21 protein-coding genes and 1 pseudogene are annotated in these 21,778 nt (G+C 71.2%); 13 read left to right on the plus strand and 9 right to left on the minus strand.

The window, feature by feature from the left end; genetic code table 11:
* Positions 1-3: 3 nt before the first annotated feature.
* On the minus strand, positions 4-549 hold the full coding sequence (locus ACIBK0_RS16070) for a SixA phosphatase family protein (protein ID WP_399079994.1): 546 nt from the start codon (positions 547-549) through the stop codon (positions 4-6).
* A complete protein-coding gene (locus ACIBK0_RS16075) occupies positions 546-1,286 on the minus strand; it encodes a hypothetical protein (protein ID WP_399079996.1) in 741 nt (246 codons plus the stop codon). Before ACIBK0_RS16075 ends, ACIBK0_RS16070 begins: the two co-directional genes overlap by 4 nt.
* A 356-nt stretch (positions 1,287-1,642) precedes the next feature.
* On the opposite strand from ACIBK0_RS16075, the gene ACIBK0_RS16080 reads away from it, so the two are divergent.
* The 7 genes from ACIBK0_RS16080 (at position 1,643) to ACIBK0_RS16110 (ending at position 11,380) form a co-directional block, all read left to right on the plus strand.
* Positions 1,643-3,460: a TIGR03767 family metallophosphoesterase gene (locus ACIBK0_RS16080; RefSeq protein WP_399079998.1), complete on the plus strand. Its 1,818-nt coding sequence runs from the start codon at positions 1,643-1,645 to the stop codon at positions 3,458-3,460.
* Between the two features lie 225 nt (positions 3,461-3,685).
* On the plus strand, positions 3,686-4,588 hold the full coding sequence (locus tag ACIBK0_RS16085; RefSeq protein ID WP_399080000.1) for a helix-turn-helix domain-containing protein: 903 nt from the start codon (positions 3,686-3,688) through the stop codon (positions 4,586-4,588).
* A 230-nt stretch (positions 4,589-4,818) separates the two neighbouring features.
* Positions 4,819-6,780 carry a maleylacetate reductase and hydroxyquinol 1,2-dioxygenase domain-containing protein gene (locus tag ACIBK0_RS16090; protein WP_399080002.1) on the plus strand — a complete coding sequence of 654 codons (1,962 nt, stop codon included), beginning with the start codon at positions 4,819-4,821 and terminating at the stop codon, positions 6,778-6,780.
* 14 nt (positions 6,781-6,794) lie between these two features.
* Positions 6,795-8,558 (plus strand): FAD-dependent oxidoreductase, encoded by a 1,764-nt coding sequence (locus tag ACIBK0_RS16095; protein WP_399080004.1) that lies wholly within the window; start codon positions 6,795-6,797, stop codon positions 8,556-8,558.
* An 89-nt stretch (positions 8,559-8,647) separates the two neighbouring features.
* On the plus strand, positions 8,648-9,430 hold the full coding sequence (locus tag ACIBK0_RS16100) for a CoA transferase subunit A (RefSeq protein ID WP_399080006.1): 783 nt from the start codon (positions 8,648-8,650) through the stop codon (positions 9,428-9,430).
* Positions 9,430-10,074 (plus strand): CoA transferase subunit B, encoded by a 645-nt coding sequence (locus ACIBK0_RS16105; RefSeq protein WP_399080009.1) that lies wholly within the window; start codon positions 9,430-9,432, stop codon positions 10,072-10,074. Before ACIBK0_RS16100 ends, ACIBK0_RS16105 begins: the two co-directional genes overlap by 1 nt.
* Before the next feature lie 115 nt (positions 10,075-10,189).
* Positions 10,190-11,380 carry a thiolase family protein gene (locus ACIBK0_RS16110; RefSeq protein WP_399080011.1) on the plus strand — a complete coding sequence of 397 codons (1,191 nt, stop codon included), beginning with the start codon at positions 10,190-10,192 and terminating at the stop codon, positions 11,378-11,380.
* A 39-nt stretch (positions 11,381-11,419) separates the two neighbouring features.
* Here ACIBK0_RS16110 and ACIBK0_RS16115 read toward each other — a convergent pair whose 3' ends face one another.
* Positions 11,420-12,871 carry an amidase gene (locus ACIBK0_RS16115; RefSeq protein ID WP_399080013.1) on the minus strand — a complete coding sequence of 484 codons (1,452 nt, stop codon included), beginning with the start codon at positions 12,869-12,871 and terminating at the stop codon, positions 11,420-11,422.
* A gap of 351 nt (positions 12,872-13,222) precedes the next feature.
* Here ACIBK0_RS16115 and ACIBK0_RS16120 point away from each other — a divergent pair, with 351 nt between their 5' ends.
* Both ACIBK0_RS16120 and ACIBK0_RS16125 read left to right on the plus strand, forming a co-directional pair.
* Positions 13,223-13,630 (plus strand): CoA-binding protein, encoded by a 408-nt coding sequence (locus tag ACIBK0_RS16120; RefSeq protein WP_399080015.1) that lies wholly within the window; start codon positions 13,223-13,225, stop codon positions 13,628-13,630.
* A gap of 65 nt (positions 13,631-13,695) precedes the next feature.
* Positions 13,696-14,136 carry a GNAT family N-acetyltransferase gene (locus tag ACIBK0_RS16125; RefSeq protein WP_399080017.1) on the plus strand — a complete coding sequence of 147 codons (441 nt, stop codon included), beginning with the start codon at positions 13,696-13,698 and terminating at the stop codon, positions 14,134-14,136.
* Between the two features lie 5 nt (positions 14,137-14,141).
* Here ACIBK0_RS16125 and ACIBK0_RS16130 read toward each other — a convergent pair whose 3' ends face one another.
* Positions 14,142-14,990: an alpha/beta fold hydrolase gene (locus ACIBK0_RS16130; RefSeq protein WP_399080019.1), complete on the minus strand. Its 849-nt coding sequence runs from the start codon at positions 14,988-14,990 to the stop codon at positions 14,142-14,144.
* A gap of 56 nt (positions 14,991-15,046) precedes the next feature.
* Between ACIBK0_RS16130 and ACIBK0_RS16135 the strand changes: the two are divergent.
* Positions 15,047-15,409 (plus strand): annotated as a pseudogene (locus ACIBK0_RS16135) (polyphosphate kinase 2); the annotation flags it as partial.
* Positions 15,410-15,450: 41 nt separating this feature from the next.
* On the opposite strand, the gene ACIBK0_RS16140 reads toward ACIBK0_RS16135, so the two are convergent.
* Complete coding sequence (locus tag ACIBK0_RS16140) at positions 15,451-15,810, minus strand: ArsR/SmtB family transcription factor (protein WP_399080021.1); 360 nt, start codon at positions 15,808-15,810, stop codon at positions 15,451-15,453.
* 62 nt (positions 15,811-15,872) lie between these two features.
* Here ACIBK0_RS16140 and ACIBK0_RS16145 point away from each other — a divergent pair, with 62 nt between their 5' ends.
* On the plus strand, positions 15,873-17,144 hold the full coding sequence (locus tag ACIBK0_RS16145) for a cation diffusion facilitator family transporter (protein ID WP_399080023.1): 1,272 nt from the start codon (positions 15,873-15,875) through the stop codon (positions 17,142-17,144).
* 249 nt (positions 17,145-17,393) lie between these two features.
* Here the strand turns inward: ACIBK0_RS16145 and ACIBK0_RS16150 are convergent, their stop codons facing one another.
* Positions 17,394-17,948 carry a YbaK/EbsC family protein gene (locus ACIBK0_RS16150; RefSeq protein ID WP_399080025.1) on the minus strand — a complete coding sequence of 185 codons (555 nt, stop codon included), beginning with the start codon at positions 17,946-17,948 and terminating at the stop codon, positions 17,394-17,396.
* Positions 17,949-17,991: 43 nt separating this feature from the next.
* On the minus strand, positions 17,992-18,564 hold the full coding sequence (locus ACIBK0_RS16155) for a helix-turn-helix domain-containing protein (RefSeq protein ID WP_399080028.1): 573 nt from the start codon (positions 18,562-18,564) through the stop codon (positions 17,992-17,994).
* Between the two features lie 93 nt (positions 18,565-18,657).
* Between ACIBK0_RS16155 and ACIBK0_RS16160 the strand changes: the two genes are divergently transcribed.
* The gene (locus ACIBK0_RS16160; RefSeq protein ID WP_399080030.1) at positions 18,658-19,515 is read left to right on the plus strand and encodes an EamA family transporter; all 858 of its coding nucleotides are present in this window, start codon (positions 18,658-18,660) and stop codon (positions 19,513-19,515) included.
* A gap of 12 nt (positions 19,516-19,527) precedes the next feature.
* Here ACIBK0_RS16160 and ACIBK0_RS16165 read toward each other — a convergent pair whose 3' ends face one another.
* Positions 19,528-20,325 carry an acyltransferase gene (locus tag ACIBK0_RS16165; RefSeq protein ID WP_399080033.1) on the minus strand — a complete coding sequence of 266 codons (798 nt, stop codon included), beginning with the start codon at positions 20,323-20,325 and terminating at the stop codon, positions 19,528-19,530.
* A gap of 119 nt (positions 20,326-20,444) precedes the next feature.
* On the opposite strand from ACIBK0_RS16165, the gene ACIBK0_RS16170 reads away from it, so the two are divergent.
* Positions 20,445-20,978, plus strand: coding sequence for a gamma carbonic anhydrase family protein (locus ACIBK0_RS16170; protein WP_399080035.1), 534 nt, complete (start codon positions 20,445-20,447; stop codon positions 20,976-20,978).
* Between the two features lie 74 nt (positions 20,979-21,052).
* Here ACIBK0_RS16170 and ACIBK0_RS16175 read toward each other — a convergent pair whose 3' ends face one another.
* The gene (locus ACIBK0_RS16175) at positions 21,053-21,700 is read right to left on the minus strand and encodes a DedA family protein (protein WP_399080416.1); all 648 of its coding nucleotides are present in this window, start codon (positions 21,698-21,700) and stop codon (positions 21,053-21,055) included.
* Positions 21,701-21,778: the final 78 nt, after the last annotated feature.

Here is a 21,778-nt window from a genome sequence, read left to right on the forward strand (position 1 = left end):
GCCTCAGGGGCGCTTCTTGCCCCTCGGCACGAGCATCTCCGTCAACAGGGCCGTGCCGGGGGCGAGTTCCCGCCAGCTGCTGCCGTGCCAGGCGAGGACCGCGACGGCCGAGGTCGGGAACTTCTGGCGTACCTGTGCCAGCGCGTCGTCGAGCCCGTCCCCCGCCAGTTCGAGGACCAGCTCCTCGAGGCCGGGGTTGTGCCCGATGAGCAGCAACGTCCTTACTTGGTCCGGGACTTCGTGCAGGACCTCCAGCAACTCCGGTACGTCCGCGCCGTACAGCCGCGCGTCCAGCCGTACGGTCGGCGGGGTGCCCCACTGCTCCGCGGCCAGCTCCCAGGTCTGGCGGGCGCGTACCGCGGTGGAGCACAGCGCGAGGTCCGGCAGGCAGTCGGCGTCGGCGAGGGCACGTCCGGCCGCCGGGGCGTCGCGTCGGCCCCGCGGTGCGAGGGGCCGCTCGTGGTCCGGCACGGCCGCGGGCCAGGCGGACTTGGCGTGCCGCAGGGCGACGAGTCTGCGCAGCGGGCCGGCTCCGGCGCGCGCCGTCACAGCGACGCCCCGATCTCCCGAGTGAGTTCTAGCCCGAGGAGACGGTCCGCGTAGGCGTAGGTCTCGAAGCGCGCCCCGTCCGGCACGTCGGACGTCTCCACCCAGCGCAGGACGCGGAGGACGCCGGGTACGTCCAGGTCGTCCTCCCAGGCTGCGCGCAGCCGTTGGCGTACGTCCTCGGGGACGGGCCGGGACGGCCGGGTCGCCCAGCCGGCGACCGCCCCGCGCCAACGCGCGAGCGTGTCGTCGGCGTCCGCCAGGGTTGCCGCGTCGAGCCCCACAGGCTCGTCCCTGCGGTGCGCGAGCAGGGCCAGTCGCAGGACGGAGGGATCAACGGGACCGCTGCCGGGCTCGACCGGCGCGACCTCGACGTGCACGCCGCCCGTCGCCGAGCCCTCACTCGTCCCGTCGCCCGTCGTCCCGGGCTCCGGGCCGAGTACGTGGATGGTCTGCGCCTCGCCCGGCCCGGTCCCGGCCTCATGGTGCTCCTCGAACGGCCGGATACCGAGCGACGCGGCACCGGCTCGGAGTTCCGCACGGTCCGCCGAGCAGCTCAGGGTCGCCCAAACGGGAGTTCCGCCGAGTTCCAGGGCCCGTACGAGGACATCGGCTACGAGGAGCACTCGCAGACCCGTGGTGTCGTACCCGCACACGCGCGCGTGGACGCGGACCAGGTTGCGGCGGGCGCGGGCGGCGTCGGTGGGCTCGCCCGTTCGGGCGTCGGTGATACGGAGCACGGGCTGAGCGTAGGCGGGCCGGGGGCCGGGCGCAGGGAGGTGGGACCCATTCCGGACACGTGTAGGCGTTTCCAGTGGCTTGTCGCCGTACGTCCACGAGGGCCGCCGACAGGTCTTCGGACTCGGGATCACCCCGGACGGAGCTCCTTCGCGGGCCCGGGAAGGAGGGTTCGACCGGCTCCCGCAAGCTTCGCCCGGCCTGCCGTGGACCGTCCCGCGGCCGAGGCCGCCGAGGTCGCCCGGCAGCCGGTGCTGCTGTTCCGGCGGCGTTCATCGCGTCGCCACGCGTGTGCCCCTGGGGCCTGAATGAGTGGTTCCGCTCAGTGAGTCACTCGGAGGCACCGGAGGGCCGCCCCATGGCCGGGACCGAACCCGCGTCCGCGATCAACCGCCGTCGATTTCTGCTCGCCTCGGGTGCCACCGCGGCAGTGGGGGCGGCCGGCACGGCGGGAGCCCTCCTGCCCCGGCAACGCCGGCCCCATTCCGCGCAGCCCGAGCCCGCCGTACGCACCGGCGCCAAACGGTCGGCGCCGCACGCCACGACGACCCTGGAGACGACGGCGCGCCTCGGGGGCACCGCGCGCCCGGGCACCTACCGGCGGCTGGTCTCGGGCCCCGGATGGCCCACGGTCGTACGGGGTGACCTGGCGCCGCCCCGTGCCGGGCGCGAGGACCGACGCACGGCGCTCGCGTGCTTCGTCCAGTTCACCGATCTGCATCTCGCCGACGTGCAGAACCCGCTGCGCACGGAGTTCCTGCGGTCACGCACGCCCACCGCGTGGCGGGCGCAGGAGGCGCTGACGGTGGCGGGGGCGGTCGCGCTCGTGGAGCAGGTGAACGCGCTCGGCGGTGGCCCGCACACCGGTCTGCCGCCCGCGTTCGTGATGACCACGGGCGACAACGTGGACAACAACTCCGCGATCGAGCTGGAGTGGTTCCTCACGCTCATGAGCGGCGGTCGGATCACCCCCAACACTGGTGACCCGCGGGCGTACGAAGGCGTCCAGAACTCCGGGCTCGCCCTGTACTGGCATCCGGGCGACGCGGCGCTGCGCGACCTCGACAAGCGGCGCGGGCTGCCCCTGATCCCCGGCTTCCTCGACGCAGCGATCCGGCCGGTGACCAGCCCGGGGCTGCGCATCCCGTGGTACTCGACGGTCGGCAACCACGACGATCTGCCCGGCGGTTGCCTCTCGCCCGCGTTGAGCGACTACGCGGTCGGCTCCCGCAAGCTGCTGTCGGTACCGCCCGCGGACGCCGCCGCCTACGCGAAGGCGCTGGGGTCGGGCGACGATCCCAAGAGCGAGGTGCTCAGGACGATCCTGAGCAGGAACGCGGCATCGGCGCGGACCGTGACGGCCGACGAGCGTCGTCGGCTGTGCACCCCGCACGACTATCTGGCCGCGCACCTCGACCCCGCCCACGCCGGTGCCGGTCCGGTCGGCCACGGCTATACGGAGGACCATCTCGACGGCGATCGGATGTACTACTCCTTCCGGGTCGCCGAGAACGTCATCGGGATCAGCATCGACACGACGTACCGCAGCGGGCACTACGAGGGTTCGCTCGGCACCGACCAACTCCGCTGGCTGGAAAGGACACTGGCCGCGCACAGTTCCCGGTCCTACGACACGGACGGCCGTCTCGTCCGCCATCCCGGCGCCGACGACGCCCACATCCTGGTCTTCAGCCACCACCACAGCCCGAGCATGACCCGCCGCCCCGACGCCGCCCGCACCGACGAGCCGCGCCACGACGGCGCCGAAGTCGTCGCCCTGCTCAGCAGGTTCCCGAACGTGGTCGCCTGGATCAACGGCCACAGCCACGTCAACCGGATCACACCGCACGGGCACGCGACGCCCGCCCGCTCCTTCTGGGAGGTCAACACCGCCTCCCACGTGGACTATCCGCATCACGCCCGGCTGTTCGAACTGGTCGACAACGAGGACGGGACGCTGTCCCTGTTCACCACCCTCATCGAGTCGGCCGCCCCGCACCGCACCGCCCCGGACTTCGACGATCTGTCGGCGGTCGGCCTCGCCTCCCTCTACCGGGAGCTGGCGTACAACGCTCCCGGACTGGCCGACGGCATGAGGGCCGGGGTCCAGGAGGGCTGGGCGGGCGGCGCCGGCGATCGCAACACGGAGCTGCCGAGCATCCGCGGGGGCCAATGACACACTCGGTCGCTGAAACCCTTGCCGCGCGGCTCACCCGTCGCTGAGGCCCGAGGGTGTCGGGCGTACAGGAGTCTCCTCCAGCCGTCCGGTACAGCGAGCGGCACCCGGTCGCGAAGGAGCACCGGAGCAGCGGCCAGGGCGCGGAAGGTCTTGCGGGGAATACGCCCCAGCAATTAAGCATTCAATAAAATGGATCTGCCGACGGACCCACGGGAGGCTCGCATGGGCACCTTCGACCTCGGGGCGCCGATGTCCGAGCTGGGACTCCTCGACACCAGCGGCATCCTGCGCCAGGCGTGGGTGAGACCTGAGCGGACCAGCTCGGGCCTGGGCTGGGAGCACGCGTATGTCTCCACCCAGCGAGAACGGCCGTACCACGCGACATTCGACGCCGCCCCCACCCATCTGCTGATCCTGCATCTGGGCGGCCCGGTGACCGTCCGACGCCGCACCGGCCGGTCGATGCGGACGCAGCGGATTCAGGCCGGAGGGATCTTCCTCCACCCCGCGGGCCGCGCGCTGGACGTGGAACTCCAAGGGGGACTCGACACCGTCCACCTCTACCTCGCCGACTCGGTCCTGCAGCAAGCGCACGGTGATGGCGGGACGGTGGAGCTCGCCGAGGAACTGGGCAGCTCCGACCCGCTGATCGAGCAACTCGTCCTGGCTCTGGACGGCGTCGTGCGGCGCTGGGAGCCCTCCGCACGCACCTACGCGGACCACCTTGTCGGCACGCTCGCCGCTCGGCTCGCCCACGCGCATGCGGCCGGCCGGCCTGCGGAGCGCGGCAGCGCTTCGTCAGGACTGACGGGTCAGCAGCTCACGTCCGCCCGCGAGTTGATGGAGACACGGCTCTCCGAGCCGCTGCCCGTGGCCGAGCTGGCCTCGGCCACCGGTCTGAGCGCGAGCCAGTTCACCAGACGGTTCCGAGCCAGCACCGGGAAGTCGCCCCACCAGTTCTTGCTCCAACTGCGGCTGGACCACGCACGCCGGCTGCTGCGCACCACGACGGTACCCATCGCCGACGTGGCCGTCCGCTGCGGCTTCTCCCACCAGGAACACCTCACACGCGCCATGCGGGACAAGCTGGGCACGACCCCCGCCGCCTTCCGCCGGGCGGCCTGACCCTCGGTTCCGCGGCCCTCGCCGCCGCATCACTCGCGCCCTCCCGCCGTACTGCCCCCTTGCCCGCCCCGCCGCGATCCGGCGCGCCCCGGACCGGTCCGCCGGGCCTCGGAAGCCTTGCGCCGATCCTGCAGAAACACGCGTGAATCGTGCAGGAAACGGAACGTTCACGGCCCCGACACTCGGTGGCAGACGTCCAGGACCCACGGCTCACGCGAAGGCGGACAACGATGAGGAACTTCGTCTACACCTCCCACCCCTCGCGGGTCATCTTCGGCACCGGAACGGTCGGCCAGGTCCGCGACGAAGTCGAGCGGCTCGGCTGCTCCCGCGTCCTCCTCCTGTCCAGCCCGCCGGTGGCCAAGGCCTCAGCCCGAGTCCGTGAAGTCCTCGGGGACCTCACGGTGGCGGAGTTCGACGGCGCCGCGATGCACACCCCGGTCGAGGTCACCGAGCGAGCGCTCGCCGTACTCCGGGAGCACTCGGCCGACTGCCTGGTGGCTGTCGGCGGCGGTTCCACGACAGGGCTGGCCAAAGCACTGGCGCTGCGCACGGATCTGCCGCAGCTGATCCTGCCCACCACGTACGCGGGCTCCGAGGTCACCCCCGTGCTGGGCGAGACGCAGGGCGGGCACAAGACCACACAGTCCTCGGCTGCGATCCTGCCCGAGACCGTCGTCTACGACGTCGAGTTCACCCGGGATCTGCCGGTGGACATGTCGCTCACCAGTGCGGTCAACGCCCTGGCCCACGCCGTGGAGGCCCTGTACTCGCCACAGGCGAACCCGGTGATCGACGCCATCGCCCTCGACGCGGTCGCCAGGATCGCCCGCGCCCTGCCCGCTCTCGTCGCCGAGCCGTCCGACACCGAGGCACGCGCCGACCTCCTGCACGCCGCCTGGCTGGCCGGCACCTGCCTCGCCTCCGTCGGAATGGGACTGCACCACAAGCTGTGCCACACGCTGGGCGGTGCGTACGGTCTGCCGCACGCGCAGACACACACGGTGATCCTGCCGCACGCCATGGCCTACAACGCGGCTGCCGCCCCGGACGTCATGAGCCGCATCGCCGAAGCACTCGGCGTGGCAGACGCCCCGAGCGCAGTGTTCGACCTGATCGCCTCCCTGGGCGGGCCCACCTCACTGGCCGGACTGGGCATGGCGGAGGCGGACCTGGCGGACGCCGCGCGGCTGGCCACCGCCACGCCGTACCCCAATCCCCGGGAGCTCACGAACGAGGGCATCGAGAGCCTGCTGCGCGACGCCTGGCGGGGCCGGCGTCCGGCGGTCGCCCCCATGCAGGCCCTCTCGGCACTCGGGGCTGCCACGGACCTCGAGCTCCTGACCGAACAGGTGGTGGCGAGCTTCTCGGACGCACCCGATCCGCGGGTCGGGCAGCTGCTCGGTGATCTCGTACGGCACCTGCATCACTTCGTGACCAGCAACGACGTCACCGAATCCGAGTGGCAGTACGCCGTCGACTTCCTGACCCGTACCGGGCAAATCTGCACCAGCACCCGCCAGGAGTTCGTGTTGCTCTCCGACACGCTCGGGGTCTCCAGCGTCGTCGACCTTCTCACCAATTCGCGCACACCCGAGACCACGCCGTCGGCCGTCCTCGGACCGTTCTACACGGACGGTCCCCCGGAGACCGCACACGGCGACGACATCTCGCAGGGAGTCGCCGGCACTCCGCTGTGGGCCGACATCCGTATCACCGACACGGACGATCGGCCCGTGCCGGACGCCGTCGTGGATGTCTGGCAGGCCAACAAGGACGGGTTCTACGACGTCCAACTGCCCGAGTGCGAAGGGCCGGTGCTCCGGGGCCGCCTGCGCACGGACGAGCAGGGACGGCTGCGCTTCTGGAGCATCCTGCCGGCCGAGTACCCGATCCCGGACGACGGGCCGGTGGGACAGATGCTCAAGGCGGTGGGCCGTCATCCCTACCGTGCCCCCCACCTGCACTTCATGATCTCCGCACCGGGCCACCAGCGCCTGGTCACCCAGTTGTTCGTGAAGGGCGGCCACTACATGGACTCCGACACCGTGTTCGGGGTCAAGGAGGGTCTGGTCGTCGACTTCGCGCCGCGCGTCGGACCGCCCCCGGCCGACCGCGCGATCGACGAGGAGTGGCGCAGTCTGCAGTTCACCTTCCGCATCGCCCGCCTCGCCGACCAACCGACCCGCTGATCAGGAGCAGTCCCATGGAATCGACCCACGCCTACGACACCGACGTCCTCGTGGTCGGCAGCGGCCCCGCAGGCGGATCCGCCGCCCTGCTCCTGGCCACCTACGGAATTCGCACTCTGCTCGTCAACAAGTACGGCTGGCTGGCCAACACCCCCCGCGCGCACATCACCAACCAGCGCACCATGGAGGTGCTGCGCGACCTCGGTGTGGACGCCGAGGCCGCCGCGGCCGGCAGCCCCGCCGAACTCATGGGCGACACCGTCCTGTGCACCGCCCTGACCGGCGAGGAGATCGGCCGGATCCGCAGCTGGGGCACCGGTCCGCACGCGGCCACCGAGTACGGTGCCGCCAGCCCCACGCAGATGATCGACCTACCGCAGACGTACCTGGAACCGATCCTGGTGAACAACGCCGCCGCGCGCGGCGCAAAGGTCCGCTTCGACACCGAGTTCCTCAGCCTGGAGCAGGACGCCGACGGTGTCACCGCCCTGCTCCGGGACCGGGTGCGCGGGGACGAGTTCACCGTGCGGGCCCGCTATCTGATCGGCGCGGACGGCAGCCGCAGCCGGGTGGCGGAGCAGATCGGGCTGCCGATCGCCGGTCAGAGCGGCAAGGCCGGCAGCATGAACATCACCTTCAAGGCCGACCTGTCCCGGTATGTGGCCCACCGCCCGAGCGTTCTGTACTGGGTGCTGCGGCCGGGCGCCCACATGGGCGGCATCGGCATGGGCCTGGTGCGCATGGTGCGGCCGTGGAACGAGTGGCTGCTGGTGTGGGGGTACGACATCGACCAGCCCCCGCCCCGGATGGACGAGGCGACGGCCCGGGACATCGTCCACGACCTCGTCGGCGCCCGTGACATTCCCGTCGAGATCACGTCGAGCTCGCTGTGGACGGTCAACCACAGCTACGCCACGACATACTCGGCCGGGCGTGTCTTCTGCGCCGGTGACGCGGTGCACCGGCATCCGCCGTCCAACGGTCTCGGTTCCAACACCTCCATCCAGGACTCGTACAACCTGGCCTGGAAGCTCGCCATGGTCATCCGTGGTCAGGCCGGGCCTGCTCTCCTGGACACCTACACCGCGGAGCGGGCGCCGGTCGGCAAGCAGATCGTCGATCGCGCCAACCTGAGCCGCGACCAGTTCGGCCCGATCTTCGAGGCCCTGGGCCTCGACGGATACAGCGGGGACGACGACATCGCGAACGGTCTCGCCGCATCCCGCAGCGAGACGGCCGACGGCGCCAAGCGGCGGCAGGCGCTGGAGGAAGCCGTCCAGCTGAAGAACTACGAGTTCAACGCCCACGGTGTCGAGATGAACCAGCGCTATGTCTCCTCCGCGGTCGTCCAGGACGCAGGCCTCGCCGAGGAATGGGCAGGCGACCCGGAGCTGATCCACCGGCCCACGACGCGCCCCGGCGCCAAGCTGCCGCACGCCTGGCTCGTCGACAACGACGGCCACCGCCTGTCCACGCTGGACGTCGTCGGCAAGGGAATCTTCACGCTGGTGACCGGGCCGTCCGGCGGCGTGTGGGAAGCCGCCGCGGCCGCCTGCGAGTCCGCCCTGGGTGTTCCTCTCAAGCGCGCGCGCATCGGCGGTGAGAACAGCCGCGACGCCTACGGCGAGTGGCGCCGCGTATCGGAAGTGGCCGAGGACGCCTGCCTGCTCGTCCGCCCGGACGGATACATCGCCTGGCGGTCCGCCACGACACCGCAGGACGAATCCTCGGCCAACGCCGAGCTGCTCGGCGCGCTGAGGACCGTGCTCCAGCGTTGACGGCGCGACCCCGGCCCCACACAGGACCACACGAAGCAAGGCAGACGCCGGTCCGGCGAGCTGCCGGACCCGAACGGAGTGCAGTGCCCATGGACAAGGTGGTTGCCACCGCCGAGGAGGCGCTGGCCGGCGTCGTGGACGGAGCGTCGCTGGCCGTCGGCGGCTTCGGCCTCAGCGGTGTCCCCAACGTGCTGATCCAGGCGCTTTACGCGACCGGCGCGGGCAGGCTGAGCGTGGTGTCGAACAACTGCGGTGTGGACGGCGGCGGTCTCGGCATCCTCCTCTCCGCGGGTCGCATCGCCCGTGTCACCGGCTCATACGTCGGCGACAACAAGGAGTTCGCCCGCCAGTACCTCTCCGGGGAACTGCTGCTCGAGCTGACGCCGCAGGGCACGCTCGCCGAGCGGCTGCGGGCCGGCGGCTGCGGAATCCCCGCCTTCTTCACCCCTGCCGGTGTCGGCACCCAGGTCGCCGAGGGCGGCCTGCCCTGGCGCTACGCGCCCGACGGCACCGTGGCAGTGGCCTCACCGCCCAAGGAAACACGCGAGTTCGACGGGCGCCGTTACGTGCTCGAACACGGCATCACCACCGACTTCGCACTGGTCCGGGCCGCCAAGGGCGACCGCCACGGCAATCTCGTCTTCCACCGCTCGGCCCGCAACTTCAACCCGCTCGCCGCCATGGCCGGCCGCGTCACGGTCGCCGAAGTGGAGCACCTGGTCGAGCCGGGCGAGCTGGACCCGGACGAGATCCATCTCCCCGGCGTCTTCGTCCAGCGGGTGGTCGAACTGACGCCGGAGCAGGCCGCGGACAAGCAGATCGAACGGCGCACGATTTCCGCGCCTCCGGCACGAGGGACGGTGCGACGCTGATGCCTTGGACCAGGGACGAGATGGCCGCACGAGCGGCGGCCGAAATCCAGGACGGCGACTACGTGAACCTCGGCATCGGGCTGCCCACGCTGGTGCCCGAGCACATCCCGGCGGAGGTGCATGTGGTGCTCCAGTCGGAGAACGGCATCCTGGGTGTCGGCCCGTACCCGGCCGACGAGGACGTGGACCCTGACCTCGTCAACGCAGGCAAGGAGACGGTCACGGTGCTGCCGGGCGCGAGCTTCTTCGACTCGTCGTTGTCCTTCGGGATGATCCGAGGCGGTCACATCGACGCGGCGATCCTGGGTGCCATGCAGGTCTCCGCCGCCGGGGACCTCGCCAACTGGATGATCCCGGGCAAGATGGTCAAGGGCATGGGCGGTGCGATGGATCTCATCCACGGCGCCCGGCGGGTGATCGTCGTCATGGACCACTGTGCCAAGGACGGCAGCCCGAAGGTCGTGGAGGCCTGCACCCTGCCCCTGACCGGCAGGGCATGCGTCGACCGCGTCATCACCGACCTGGGCGTCCTGGACGTCACCGAGGACGGGCTCGTACTCGTCGAGACGGCTCCCGGCATCAGCGCCGACGACATCGTCAGCCGTACCGCCGCGCGCGTACGAGTGCCCGACACCGTCAGGTGACCGTGGATCGGCTCCCCCCAATCGCCCGCCGGCCGGGTTTCCCGGACAGCACCCCGGACCGGCGGGCCGGCATCAGCCACCTTCCGTATCTCCCCCTCCACCACAAGGAGTCACGATGAACGAGCGCCCGCGGGACGTCTACGTCGTCGACGCCGTCCGTACACCGATCGGCCGCTATGGCGGGGCGCTGTCCTCGGTGCGCCCCGACGACCTCGCCGCAGGCGTGCTGCGCGGTCTGCTCGACCGCAGCCCCGCGCTGGACCCGGCCCTCATCGGCGATGTGCTCTTCGGAAACGCCAACGGTGCCGGGGAGGAGAACCGCGACGTCGCACGCATGGCCGTCCTGCTCGCGGGCCTGCCCGTCACGGTCCCCGGAGCCACCGTCAACCGGCTGTGCGGCTCAGGGATGGAGGCCGTCATCCAGGCCGCCCGCGCGGTGGCGCTCGGCGACGCCTCCATCGCCGTCGCAGGCGGAGTGGAGTCCATGAGCCGCGCCCCCTGGGTCCTGCCCAAACCCGACCGGGCCTTCCCTGTCGGCAACCAGCAGCTGTACTCCACCACTCTGGGCTGGAGGATGGTCAACCCGCGCATGCCAGAGGAATGGACCATCCCGCTCGGCGAGAGCGCCGAGTTGATCGCCGACCAGTACGGGATCACCCGCGAGGCCCAGGACGCCTTCGCGCTCGCCAGCCACGAGAATGCCGCGCGGGCGTGGAAGGACGGTGCGTACGACGCCGAGGTCGTCCCCGTCGAGGGTGTCGACCTGCCCCGCGACGAGGGCATCCGGGACGACACGTCCCTCGAGGCGCTGGCCCGTCTCAAGCCCGTCTTCCGCGAGGGCGGCAGGGTCACGGCCGGCAACGCCTCGCCCCTCAACGACGGCGCGGCGGCCCTGCTGCTGGCCGACGAGGCCGGGCTGGCCGAAATCGGCCGTGAGCCGCTGGCCAGGATCCGGGCCGGCGCCGTGACCGGCATCGAGCCGCAGTACTTCGGCCTCGGCCCGGTGGACGCCATCCGCAAGGCACTGACGAAGGCCGGGCGCGACTTCGGCGACCTGCACACCATCGAGCTCAACGAGGCCTACGCCGCACAGGCGTTGGGCTGCCTCGCGGCCCTTCCCGACCTCGACTCCGACCTCCTCAACCCGAAGGGCGGCGCGATCGCCCTCGGGCATCCCCTCGGTGCCTCGGGCGCCCGCATCACCGGAGCGGTCGCCCACCAGCTCTCGGCAGCGGGTTCGGGCACGGGTCTGGCCGCGCTGTGCATCGGTGTCGGCCAGGGCCTCGCCCTCGTCCTGGAACGCTGAGTGACGCCCTGCCGTCGACGGAGACCCAGGCAGTACGCCCTACTTCGGTGCCTGGAAGCCGCCGATCTTCTGCTCAAGCAATTCGGCCAGCCGCAGCGGGGTGCGGTCCTCGAACATCGGACCGATGAGCTGCACTCCCACCGGCAGACCCTCGGGGGACCGGCCCGCTGGTATGGCGGTGGCGGGCAGACCGGGCATGGTGGCCAGACCGGCCCAGACGAGCTGGTCGAAGTACGGGTACGCGACGCCGTCGATGTCGATCCGACGTTCCCTCGGATCGGGGTTGTGGTCGTGCGGGAACGCGGGAGTGGGCGTGATGGGACACACCACGGCGTCGAACTCGGCGAAGAGCTGCCGCCAGCCGTGGCGGTGGAGCTCGCGACGGCTGTTCGCCTCGATCCAGTCGCGGTGGCTGAACACCATGCCGCGCAGCATTGCCGCATCGAGACTCTGGTCGTCTGCGCTCAGTCCGGCGGCGCGGGCCTGCAGCTGCTCGTATGCTTCGACGGGAAAACGTGCAACGGAGCCCGAAAACAGCAACTGCCTGTAGAGCATCGCGGCTTCGGTCAGATCGGGCAGCAGCGGACTGTCCCGCTCGACGCGGGCACCGCCGTCGACAAGCGCGTCGGCCACCCGGCCCACGCCCGTCCGCACGGCGGACCCGGTGGGAATGAGCGGATGCTCGTCTACGACCAGGACCCGGAAGTCGCGGAGCCGTCCGTGGCGCGCGGGCGGCAGCGTCAGTTGGTACGCCACACCGAGCGTCAGCGGGTCCGGTCCGGCCATGACGTCGAGCAGGAGCGTGAGGTCGCGAGCGGTGCGCGCCATCGGACCGACGACGGCGAGGTCGTGCTCGACCGGCAGGGCCGGCCCGGGCGGCGGGACCATGCCGCGGCTCGCCGCCAGCCCGAGTGTCGGCTTGTGCGCGTAAATGCCGCAGAAATGCGCGGGGGTGCGCAACGAACCGGCGAGGTCGGAGCCGATGGACAGCGCGCCGAATCCGGACGCCAGGGCCGCCGCCGAGCCGCCGGAGGATCCGCCCGACGTACGACGGTGGTCCCACGGGTTGTTGGTGGTGCCGTAGATCTCGTTGAAGGTCTGCACGTCCTGCAGCCCCACGGGCACATTGGTCTTCCCGAGCACCACCGCGCCCGCGGCCTTGAGCCGCGACACCTGCACCGCGTCCTCGGCCGGCATGTAGTCCCGGTGCGGCGGCATACCCCAGGTCGTGGGCAGCCCGGCAATGTCGTACGACTCCTTGACCGTCACCGGAATGCCCAGCAGCGGCCCGTCCTCACCGCGGGCGCGCGCCTGGTCGGCATCGCGCGCGGCGGCCCGTGCACGGTCGAAGTCCGGCACACAGATCGCGTTGATCGCATCGTCGTCCCGTTCAATACGGGCGATCGCCTCGTCGGTCAGTTCCGCCGAGGTCACTTCGCCGGCACGCAAGGCAGCCGCGAGTTGTTCGGCCGTCGGAAATTTCCACTCCATGAATCCGACCGTATCGGCCACTGGAAGAGGCCATGAAATGCCTCTTCGCACAACGGGTTGGATGTCTCCATACTCAGCAGTCGGACACTTCAGCGACGTCCCGCGGGTCCGGCGCGCGCCGTGCGGAGTGCCTCAACCCGTGAGGGCGGCCTTCCGCTCATCCCCACCCCGGCCACGGCCGTTCCACGAGGGCGCCGACAGCGAAATCGGCCTCCCGCTACTGCCTGTGGCGAAGTGATCGGACGGGAATCCGTCCTGGTGCGCGGAGCCGCTCAGCCTCCGGGAATGGTCGCCCGCCGCACACTGTTGGTCCGCTGGACAGCACCTGCACAGACTCCAAGGAGGCCGACCGTGTACGGCGACCCGGCAACGATCCGCAAGATCCTCACCGAGCTCGGCGACACCTGGGCAATCGTCGGTCTCTCGACGAACGAGCGGCGCGCGGCATTCCGGGTGGCAGACGTCCTCCAGCGTTTCGGCAAACGCATCGTCCCCGTCCACCCGAAGGCCGAGACGGTCCACGGTGAGAAGGGATACCCCACCCTCTCGGCGATCCCCTTCGAAGTGGACGTCGTCGATGTGTTCGTGAACGGCGACCTCGCCGGCCCCGTCGCCGACGAAGCCGGCGCCATCGGCGCCAAGGCCGTCTGGTTCCAGCTCGATGTCATCGACGAGGCCGCGTACGACCGGACCCGGGCAGCGGGGCTCGACATGGTGATGGACCTCTGCCCGGCCATCGAGATCCCGCGGCTCGGCTGACCGGTCGCCGCCCCATGCGCAAATGCAGTTGACGTCCCGTGGGCGGCACCGGTTTCCTGCACCCCGTGTCCCTCCTTCGCATCGAGCAGCCGGACGACGAAGCCCGTCTCAAGGACTGGCAGCACGTCCACAATGTGATCGTCCCGCCCGCCGCCATGTCGCTCGACGACGTACGGGAGCGCGTCCGGCGCAACCACCTGGAGGTCGCGTATCTCGGCGACGTCCTGGTGGGCTGCACGACGGTGCGCCCGCCCACGCACGACACCGCCACGGCCACGGTGATCGCTCGCGTGCTCGCCGAACACCGCGGCCAGGGCTTCGGCGAGGAGCTGTACGCACGCGGGCTCGAGCAGGCGCGCACGCTGGGCGCCGAGGTGATCGAGACGGTCGTCCTGGCGGCCAACGAGGACGGCCTGCGGTTCGCGCAAAAGCGCGGGTTCGTCGAGATCGAGCGGTATGTGCTGCCGGGCGAGACCGCCGAGTGGATCGATCTGCGGCTGGCCTGAGGCGGTCACTTCCCCCGGTCCAGGAAATCGGCGACGGTCCCGCTGAAACCGTCCGGATCGTCGAGCCACGGGAAGTGACCGGCGTCCGGCTGGACGGTCAGCTCGACCCGCGGGAAGAGTTCCGCGATGGCCGCGGCGACGCGCGGCAGCGGGCCGCTGTCGAGCGCGCCCACGAGGAGCAACACCCGTGCGTCCCAAGCGGCGACGACCGCGCGGGCCTCGGCGGGACGGAACGCTCCGCTGGACGCGTACAGTTCGGCGGCCTCCTCATTGGTCTGCTCGACGTCGGTCGCGGCATGCGCCTGGGCGGCCTCGTCCCAACGACCGTAGAAGAACGGGGCGATGGCGTCCCAGTCGGCGTCGCTCCCGGAACCGGCCCAGACCCGTTCGTAGGCCTCGTGGGCCGTCTCGAACCACGGCTCCGCCTTGCGCAGGGCGGCCGCCTCCCTGCGGTGCTCCTCGGTGAAGTCGACGCCGAGGGCCCGCGCACGGCCGGTGACGAGCGTGAGGGAGCGGACGCGCCGCGGGTACCCGGCCGCGTACAGGAGGGCGAGGTCGCCGCCCGCCGAATGGGCGAGCAGGTCGACGCGTTCAAGCCCGAGGTGCGCGCGGAGTGCCTCGACGTCGCCGACCTGCCGGTCGCAGCGGTAGGTCGCCGGGTCGGCCGGGATGCCGGAGTCGCCGGTGCCCCGCAGGTCGAGCCTGATCAGCCGGCGGTGCCGTGCCAGTCCACCGAGGTCGCCGAGGTAGGCGGAGGCGCGCATCGGCCCACCGGGCAGGCAGAGCAGGGGCTCGCCCTCCCCCGTTGCGTGGTAGGCGAGTTGGGTCCCGTCGGGGGCGGTGAAGGTAGGCATGGCGCCATCCTGCTGACCCTGTGACGATCACGGCAAGCGGTTTGCGCGGTGGGCGAGTGGACCTGATCAAGTTCTGGTTCTCTGTCTCGCAGGGCGAGCAGCGTACGCGCTTCACGATCCGCCTCGATCCCGTACGGCAGTGGAAGCTGAGCCCCATGGACCTGGCCTCACTGGACCGCTGGGAGGACTACACCGCCGCCAAGGTCACCATGTTTCGCGAGACGGACACCGAACAGGCCCCTTGGACCGTGGTGAAGAGCAACGACAAGAAGCGGGCCCGGGTCGAGGCCATGCTCAGCGTCCTGGCCCGCTTCGACTACGCCGACAAGGACGAGGAGGTCGTCGGCAGCCCGGACCCGAGCATCGTGGGCGCGGCGGCGAACCTGCTGGAGGCGGGCGAGGACGACACCGACGACTGAGGGGTACGACGACCACGGGGCGTACGGCCTCCCGGTCGTCCTCAGTCGTGCGCGGGACGGTTGTTGATGCGGTGATCGGCAAGGCTCAGTGCCTCATCGACCACTCGGCGCAGATGGCCGTCGCCGAGCGAGTAGATCACCCGGCGGCCTTCCTTCCTGGTGTTCACGAGCCCGGCGAGCCGCAGCCGGGCCAGATGCTGGCTGACGGCGGGACGCGCGGCACCGCACGCCTCCGTGAGCGTGCTGACGTCGGCCTCGCCGCCGGTCAGGGCATGGAGCAGCGCGAGACGGGTGCGATCGCCGAGGAGAGCCAGGAGTTCGGCGGCGAGCGCGAACTGCTCCTCGCCGGGAGTGCGCGGGTGCGCATCCTGCGCAGGTGATAGGTGCATGCGTGCGCTCATACGCACATAATGGCCCCGTGGACACCGACACGTCCACTGCCGCACGGCGGAAGGGGCCCCACGTGAGCGATCGGCACTACCACGAGCACGCCAACGAGCGGCCGCACGCACACGAAGAGCCGCACGAGGACGGGCACGGCCACGGCCACGGGCAGCCGCACAGCCACGAGCACGACCTCGCTCTCCCGCACGCACACCAGCACGACCTCGCTCTCCCGCACGGACACCAGCACGGCCCCGATCACCCGCACGACCACGACCGCCCTCACCAGCCCCGGCACGGGCACCCCCACGCTCACAGCCACCCGCACCCGCACGCGCACACCACCCTCGCGAGCCGCCTGCGCCACCTCCTCACCCCCCACTCCCACGAAACCGCCGACAAGCTCGACTCCGCCCTGGAATCGTCGGCCCGAGGCATGCGGGCGCTCTGGCTCTCCCTGACCGTCCTCGGCACAACGGCCTTGGCGCAAGCGGTCGTTGTGGTCGTCTCGGGATCGGTCGCGCTGCTCGGGGACACCGTGCACAACGCCGCCGACGCGCTGACGGCCATACCGCTCGGGATCGCCTTCGTACTGGGCCGCCGCGCTGCTACACGGCGCTTCACGTACGGCTACGGGCGGGCGGAGGACCTCGCAGGCATCGTGATCGTGCTGACGATCGCCGCGTCCGGGACGTTCGCGGCCTGGACGGCGGTGGACCGCCTGCTCGACCCGCAGCCCATGCGGCATATCCCGGTCGTCGCGGCGGCCGCCCTCATCGGCTTCCTGGGCAACGAGTGGGTTGCGCGACACCGCATCCGCGTCGGCCGCGAGATCGGCTCCGCGGCACTCGTCGCGGACGGACTGCACGCCCGAACGGACGGATTCACCTCACTCGCCGTGCTGGTGGGCGCGGGCGGGGCCGCCCTCGGCCGGCAACTCGTCGACCCACTGGTGGGGTTGGCGATCACGGCCGCGATTCTGCTGGTGCTGCGCGATGCCGCCCGCGAGGTCTTCCGGCGCGTGATGGACGCCGTCGAACCGGAGTTGGTGGACCGCGCCGAGCGGGCGCTCCGGCAGGTCGAGGGGGTACGCGACGTGGGTGAGCTGCGGCTTCGGTGGATCGGACACCGACTGCGGGCCGAGGTCGCGGTCGTCGTGGACGGCGAGGCGACCGTCCGCCGAGCCCATCGCATCGCCGTGGACGCCGAACACGCCCTGCTGCACGCCGTCCCGAAACTCACCGCCGCCCTGGTCCACGCCGATCCGGCACCGGCCCCCGGCGAGACGGATCCGCATCTGGCGCTGGCCCACCACGCGCCGTCGTCATCAGGAGGCGGCGCCGAGGTCTGAGGGGGCACCGGCTTCCGGCCGCGCGGGATACGCGATCAACAACGGTGGGTACCCGCCGGGCCGAGGACGGGATCGAAGCCGCGTCGGACACGGCGCGCGGCTCCCGCGGCACACTGATCCCGGGCTTGATGGGTCCGCACCGGTGGATGCCGGGCGAGGCTGTCATCGAAGAGCCTGAAGCACCGTGTCAGAGCGCCCGTTCGAGGCGGTGACACAGCCGCGCGCGCTCCCCGATCAGCGAGGCGGCCCTCACACGCCGAGCCCGTCCAACACCACCGCGTTCGCCAGTTCCGCGAACACCTTCCCCGGCACCAGCAGCTTCCCGCGCCGTCGGCCACTGCCCACCAGGACGTACGGCAGCTCGACGACAGCCGAGTCGACCAACACGGGCCAGCCGCCCGGGAGTCCGATCGGCGTGATGCCGCCGTACTCCATGCCGGTCTCCCCGGTCGCCGTATCCATCGGCGCGAACGAGGCCTTGCGGGCGCCGAGTTGGCGGCGAACCACACCGTTGACGTCGGCACGGGTGGTGGAGAGCACGACGCACGCGGCGAGCGTGGTCTCGCCGCCGCGCCTGCCCGCGACGACCACGCAGTTGGCGGACTGGTCGAGCAGCTCGCGGCCGTAGTGCTCGACGAACGTGGCGGTGTCGGCCCACTGCGGGTCCGTGTCGACGTAGACGATCTGCTCGGCGGGGATGCTGCCCCGCCACTCACGCACGGCGTCGGCGACCGGACGGGTGAGTTCGTCGAGGCACTCGGGGGCGGGCGTGACGTGGTCGAAGTGTCCGATGGGTGCGCGCATGACCGCACGCTAACAGCCCCGTCGGCGCCGCCCGCCGGGTGTCTCACTGCACGAGCGGGACGGACACCGCCATGACCATCTCGACCGGGACGTCGCCGTCATTGCCGTACGTGTGCGGGGTGTTGGCCTCGAAGGAGGCGCTCGCGCCCTCGGGGACGCGGTGCTCGACTCCGTCGACCGTGAGGGTCAGCTCGCCCGCCATGACATGGACGAGCTCGACGGTGCCGGCGGGATGCGGGTCCGAGGGGCTGCCCTCGCCCGGCATGAGCCGCCAGTCCCACATCTCCAGCGGGCCGGGCGCCTCGGTGCCCGCGAGGAGCCGGTTGTAGCTGCCCGCGTCCGTGTGCCACAGGCGTACGGCCTGCTCGGCCGGGACGATCCGGACCTTGGGGCCCTGCTCATAGTCCAGGAGGGTGGTGATACTGACACCGAGGGCGTCGCCGATCTTGACGACGGTGCCCAGACTGGGGTTGGTCCTGGCCTGCTCGATCTGGATGAGCATGCCGCGGCTGACTCCGGCGCGAGCGGCGAGCGCTTCCAGGGTGAAGCCGCGCTCGGTGCGCCAGCGCTTCACGTTGCGCGCCAGGGACTGAGTCAGCAGGTCGAGGTCCGACACATTCCGTCCAATATCCTGGATGACAGAGTTCAATTCGGTGAACTATCGTGTGGTGCACCTGATCGTTCACCGAACTGTACTGCGAGGTACCCCGTGACAGCACTCTTCGCCCTGGCCACCAGCCTCCTGTGGGGCCTGGCCGACTTCGGCGGAGGTCTGCTGACCCGGCGTACTCCCGCCCTCACGGTGGTCGTCGTCTCTCAGACCATCGCGGCGGCGGTGCTGGGCGCGATCGTGGTCGCCACCGGAGGCTGGAGCGCGGCGGGACCGCAGCTGTGGTTCGCGTTCGCCGCCGGACTGGTGGGACCGGTCGCGCTGCTCTCCTTCTACAAGGCGCTTGCCCTCGGCCCGATGGGGGTCGTCTCCCCGCTCGGCTCGCTGGGCGTGGCCGTCCCCATCACCGTAGGACTCGTCCTCGGTGAGCGTCCCGGGCTCACGCAGTTCGCGGGCATCGCGGTCGCCGTCGTGGGCGTCGTGCTCGCGGGCGGACCACAGCTGCGCGGCGCCCCCGTGCAGCGGCAGGCGATCCTCCTCACGCTGCTCGCGGCGCTCGGTTTCGGCACGGTGTTCGCGCTGATCGCGGAAGCGTCGTCGTCGGTGACCGGGCTGTTCCTCGCGCTGTTCGTCCAGCGCGTGACCAATGTGGCGGTGGGCGGCACGGCCCTGTTCGTCTCCGTGAAGCGTGGCGCCCGGGCCCTCCCCGAGGGGGGTTTCCCCTGGGGCTCCCTCCCCGCGCTCGCCTTCGTCGGCCTCGCCGATGTCGCGGCCAATGGCACGTACTCGGTCGCCGCCCAGCACGGCCCGGTCACGGTCGCCGCCGTCCTCGCCTCCCTCTATCCGGTGGTCACCGCCCTGGCCGCACGCGGCATCCTCAGCGAACGGCTGCGCGGGGTGCAGGCGGCGGGCGCGGGCCTCGCGCTGGTCGGCACGGTGCTGCTCGCCACCGGCTGAGGCCCTGAGGGCTCAGGACTCGGCGCGCACGTCGCCGGAGGCGCCCTCGGCATCGAGGTCCAGTTCCGCCAGACGCGCCGCGGTCTCCTCGTCCATCCCCGACAGCGCCAGCAACTGCTCCGGCGTCACGCCGTCGGGAATGGGCACCGGCGCCGGTGTCCGCAGCGGCGGCTGCCACCCCTGCACCGGGTCCCAGCGCCGCACGACGCGCGCGGGGGCGCCTGCCACGACCGAGTGGTCCGGCACCGCACCGCGGACCACCGCACCGGCCGCCACCACCACGTTCCGTCCGATCCGCGCCCCCGGCAGGATCACCGCCCCGGTCCCGATCCAGCAGCCGGCCCCGATCTCCACCGGCTCCATCCGCGGCCACTGCTTGCCGATGGGCTCGTGCGGATCGTCGTAGGAGTGGTTGGTGGACGTGACGTACACGTACGGCCCGAAGTAGCAGTCGCTGCCGATCGTGACCGTCGTGTCGGCGATGACGTGACTGCCGCGGCCGAGCACCACGCCGTCGCCGATGCGCAGGATCGGGTCGGGGCCGAGGTCGAGGTCGGGCATCAGACCGGCGGTCAGCGTGACCTGCTCGGCGACGATGCAATGGGCGCCGAGGTGGATCCACGGTTCCCCGAAGACCGTGCCGAGCGGGAAGGCCAGTCTGGTACTCGTTCCCATCGCGCCGAAGCGGAATCGCCCGGGGTGCTCGGCCGTGACCGCACCCGTGCGCTGCACCCAGGCCCAGCCCGCGTGGACGGCGCGCTGCGCAAGGCGGCGCCGCCATGATGAGAACGTGTTCTTGCTCCTGGGCACCCGCTCACGGTACTCAGCGCACGGCGCGCCGATGGGCTCGTACGGCTGTGATCTTCACCCCACCGGGGCCGGGACCGATGGCATACGGTGCCGGTGTACCGAACCAAGAGGAGACGGTGATGACGCAGCAGGCGCTGATCATGGGGATCGGCGGCAAGGATCCGCAGGTGGACCAGGAGGCGTTCGCGGCGCCCACGTCCGTGGTCATCGGGGACGTGACGCTGCACGCGGGCGCGAGCGTCTGGTACGGCGCGGTGCTGCGCGCCGACTGTGGGCCGATCGTCATCGGCGCCGACAGCAATGTCCAGGACAACTGCAGCCTTCACGTGGACCCCGGATTCCCCATCTCCATCGGCGCGCGGGTCTCCATCGGGCACAACGCCGTGGTGCACGGCGCGACCGTCGAGGACGACTGCCTGATCGGCATGGGCGCCACCGTGCTGAACGGCGCGGTGATAGGCACCGGTTCGCTGGTGGCCGCGCAGGCCCTGGTGCCGCAGGGGATGCAGGTGCCCCCGGGCTCACTGGTCGCGGGCGTCCCCGCCAAGGTCAAGCGCCGGCTGACCGACGAGGAGCGTGAGGGCATCTCGCTGAACGGCACGCTGTACGTGGAGCTGGCGAAGGCACACCGCCAGGCGCACAACGCGGGGTAGGAAGAACGCCCCGTAGCGGCGCGAGGCACTGCGCGACCAGCCACCGGCGGGCCGCCGTTGCGAACCGAGGGAACCTACTCGGCGGCGGGCACGGGCTCGGGCTCCGCCTCACGCTCAGCGGTGGCTTTCCTCGCCTTGCGGCGGACGATCAGCATCGAAGCGAGCCCGATGAGCACCGCCGCCACCAGCCCGAGCCACGAGAACCGCTTGAGCCAGGACTCGGCGACCACACCGACGTAGTAGATGACCGCGGTCGTACCTCCGGCCCAGATGATGCCGCCGAGCACGTTGGCGATCAGGAACTTCCAGTACGGCATGCGCAGCACGCCCGCCAGCGGACCCGCGAAGATCCGCAGCAGGGCGATGAAGCGGCCGAAGAAGACGGCCCACATGCCCCACTTCTGGAAGGAGCGCTCGGCGGTGGCGACATGGCCTTCGCTGAAGTGCTTGGGGAACTTGGCGCCGAGCCAGGCGAGCAGCGGCCGTCCCCCCTTGCGGCCGATGGCGTAGCCGATGGAGTCACCGACGATCGCGCCGAGGCTGGCGCACGCCCCGAGGATGACGGGGTTGATGCCCGCGTGCTGCGAGGAGAGCAGGGCCGCCGAGACCAGGATGATCTCGCCGGGCAGCGGGATGCCCAGGCTTTCCAGGCCGATGACCAGGCCCACCAGCGCATAGATGCTGACCGCGGGCACCGTCTCGAGCCACTCCTGGACGTGCAACGCCGTTTCCTCCGTTTCGCTGTGCGTGTTCCGGGCGTGCACCGTACGTGCGCGGTTCATGATCACCCGGCGTGCGCT

It is taken from the genome of Streptomyces sp. NPDC050564 (assembly GCF_044457265.1).
Taxonomy (GTDB): Bacteria; Actinomycetota; Actinomycetes; order Streptomycetales; family Streptomycetaceae; genus Streptomyces.

What these genes read in the sequence shown, in the direction of transcription:
- ACIBK0_RS16150 (WP_399080025.1), bottom strand. Translation starts at nt 17,948, where the DNA reads ATGCGCGCACCCATCGGACACTTCGACCACGTCACGCCCGCCCCCGAG.
- ACIBK0_RS16090 (WP_399080002.1), top strand. Translation starts at nt 4,819, where the DNA reads ATGAGGAACTTCGTCTACACCTCCCACCCCTCGCGGGTCATCTTCGGC.
- ACIBK0_RS16110 (WP_399080011.1), top strand. Translation starts at nt 10,190, where the DNA reads ATGAACGAGCGCCCGCGGGACGTCTACGTCGTCGACGCCGTCCGTACA.
- ACIBK0_RS16085 (WP_399080000.1), top strand. Translation starts at nt 3,686, where the DNA reads ATGGGCACCTTCGACCTCGGGGCGCCGATGTCCGAGCTGGGACTCCTC.
- ACIBK0_RS16080 (WP_399079998.1), top strand. Translation starts at nt 1,643, where the DNA reads ATGGCCGGGACCGAACCCGCGTCCGCGATCAACCGCCGTCGATTTCTG.
- ACIBK0_RS16140 (WP_399080021.1), bottom strand. Translation starts at nt 15,810, where the DNA reads ATGAGCGCACGCATGCACCTATCACCTGCGCAGGATGCGCACCCGCGC.
- ACIBK0_RS16170 (WP_399080035.1), top strand. Translation starts at nt 20,445, where the DNA reads ATGACGCAGCAGGCGCTGATCATGGGGATCGGCGGCAAGGATCCGCAG.
- ACIBK0_RS16105 (WP_399080009.1), top strand. Translation starts at nt 9,430, where the DNA reads ATGCCTTGGACCAGGGACGAGATGGCCGCACGAGCGGCGGCCGAAATC.
- ACIBK0_RS16115 (WP_399080013.1), bottom strand. Translation starts at nt 12,871, where the DNA reads ATGGAGTGGAAATTTCCGACGGCCGAACAACTCGCGGCTGCCTTGCGT.
- ACIBK0_RS16095 (WP_399080004.1), top strand. Translation starts at nt 6,795, where the DNA reads ATGGAATCGACCCACGCCTACGACACCGACGTCCTCGTGGTCGGCAGC.
- ACIBK0_RS16100 (WP_399080006.1), top strand. Translation starts at nt 8,648, where the DNA reads ATGGACAAGGTGGTTGCCACCGCCGAGGAGGCGCTGGCCGGCGTCGTG.
- ACIBK0_RS16130 (WP_399080019.1), bottom strand. Translation starts at nt 14,990, where the DNA reads ATGCCTACCTTCACCGCCCCCGACGGGACCCAACTCGCCTACCACGCA.